The 2,227-nt window shown below is 60.0% G+C and carries 2 protein-coding genes; one reads left to right on the forward strand and one right to left on the reverse strand.

The annotated features are described in order from the left end of the window. A partial coding sequence (ffh, locus tag NW819_RS14515; RefSeq protein ID WP_414414180.1) for a signal recognition particle protein occupies positions 1-1,406 on the reverse strand: 1,406 nt, incomplete at its 3' end. 166 nt (positions 1,407-1,572) lie between these two features. On the opposite strand from ffh, the gene NW819_RS14520 reads away from it, so the two are divergent. Continuing rightward, positions 1,573-2,227 (forward strand): carotenoid oxygenase family protein (locus NW819_RS14520; protein WP_414414181.1); only part of this gene is annotated, 655 nt, incomplete at its 3' end.

A 2,227-nucleotide genomic window follows, 5' to 3' on the forward strand; every position in this document is an offset into this window, starting at 1 on the left:
TTGCGGCTGGGCTGTTGCCGAGAGGGAGAGGCCGTTGAACGTCCGCGCCAACTGGGATCCCCGCCGGGAAGAGAGGTACGCCCACCCCCCCAACCCATACCGGGAAAACCGCCACCCATGCCCATGTTGCGCATCATGTCGCGCATGCGTTGAAAATCACTGACCAGTCGGCTGACATCCTCCAGCTTGTGGCCAGATCCGCGGGCCACCCGTCGTTTGCGGCTGACGCTGCGGGCCAACAGATCCGGGTTGCGCCGCTCTTCGGGTGTCATGGAGTTGATCATGGCTTCGGCGCGGGCCAGTTGGTCTTGTCCCTTTTGCAGTTGTTCCTCGCTGATTTTGCCCATCCCCGGCATCAGTCTCAGCAGCCCTGCCAAGGATCCCATGCGTTTAATTAGGCGCATCTGCTTGAGGAAATCGGTGAAATCAAACTGGGCAGTCATCATCTTCTCCGCCATGCTGGCGGCATCTCCCAGGTCGATTTCCTCTTGAGCTTTTTCCACCAGGCTGAGGATATCCCCCATACCCAGAATGCGGGAGGCCATGCGATCCGGGTAGAAGGGATCCAGCGCTTCCACCTTTTCGCCAACGCCGATGAACTTGATGGGCTGACCGGACACTTGGCGAATGGAAAGGGCGGCCCCACCGCGGGTGTCCCCATCCAGCTTGGTGAGAATGGCCCCAGTGATGCCCAAGCGCTCGTGGAAGGCTCGGGTAAGGCTGGCTGCCTCTTGGCCGATCATGGCATCCACCACCAGCAGGATCTCGTGGGGCTGCACCGCCGCCTTGATCCGCTCCAGCTCCGCCATCATCTCCAGGTCAATCTGCAAACGACCGGCAGTGTCCAAAATCACGTAGTCGTAGCCCTGCTGCCGGGCCGTCTCCACCCCCTGCCGGGCAATCTCGACGGGATCTGCTTTGCCGAGGTCGAAAACGGGGATCTGAATTTGCTGGCCCAGCGTCTTGAGCTGGTCGATGGCCGCCGGACGGTAGATGTCTCCGGCCACCATGAGAGACTTCTTGCCCTGCTTGCGCAAATACAGAGCCAACTTGGCGCAGGTGGTGGTTTTCCCGGATCCCTGCAAACCGGCCATGAGGACAATGGTGGGAGGCTGCTCCGCTTGGGCAATGGGCACGTTGGCTTCCCCCATCACTTTCACCAGCTCGTCGTGGACGATCTTGATGAACTGCTGATCCGGCGTCACCCCCAGGATGACCTCGGATCCCAGGGCAGCTTCCCGCACATCCTCGATAAACTGCTTCACCACCTGCAAATTGACATCCGCATCCAGCAGGGCTCGCCGCACCTCCCGCAGAGCTTCTTGAATGTTGGTTTCGGTGATCCTGTCCTGGCCGCGCAGCTTTCTCCAGGCCAATTCCAACTTCTCGGAGAGGGCATCAAACATGGGTACTGTGGATCCTGTCAGGCGCTTTGGGGGCATTTCCTACCATAGTCGAATCGGAGCGACTCCATCTTGGGGATCCCAACCAAGGTGGCTATCCCGGCCCAGAAAAACTGGCGACTTCACAAAAGTTTAAGCAACAATAGAGGGCGTTGCATGCAGATCTTCCATGGTCAGCGTCGCTTCCCTTCCCTACAGCACCACCGACTGGCAATTGGGCTATCGCTCCCTATCCCAGGAGTACGACTATTGGATTACGGAGATCGAAGGACGGATCCCGGTAGGGTTGCGGGGAACCCTGTTTCGCAACGGCCCGGGCAAGCTGGAGGTGGGATCCCAGCGCTACGGGCACCCGTTCGATGGCGATGGCATGGTCTGCGCCATCACCTTTGTGGAGGGGAAGGTTCATTTTCGCAACCGGTTTGTGCGCACCCGCGAGTTTGAAGCAGAGGAAAAAGCCGGTCGGGTGCTTTACCGAGGGGTGTTTGGCACCCAAAAGCCGGGCGGCTGGTGGAGCAACTTTCTCGACTTGCGGTTTAAAAATCCCGCCAACACCAACGTCATCTACCAGGGAGATAAGCTGCTGGCCCTGTGGGAGGCCAGTGCCCCTTACCGGCTGAACCCGGCCACCTTGGCCACCGAGGGGATCGAAACGTTTGCAGGAGGGATCTCGGCCAGCCAGCCTTTCACTGCCCATCCCCGGCGGGATCCCCACACGGGAGATCTCATCGCCTTTGGGGTGCGGGCTGCCCAGAACTCCACGTTGCTGTTTTACCGTCTGGACTCGCGCGGGCGCTTGGTGGAAAAGCGGGATTACCGCCTGC

This window comes from Synechococcus sp. R8-2 (assembly GCF_047461715.1).
Lineage (GTDB): Bacteria > Cyanobacteriota > Cyanobacteriia > Thermostichales > Thermostichaceae > Thermostichus.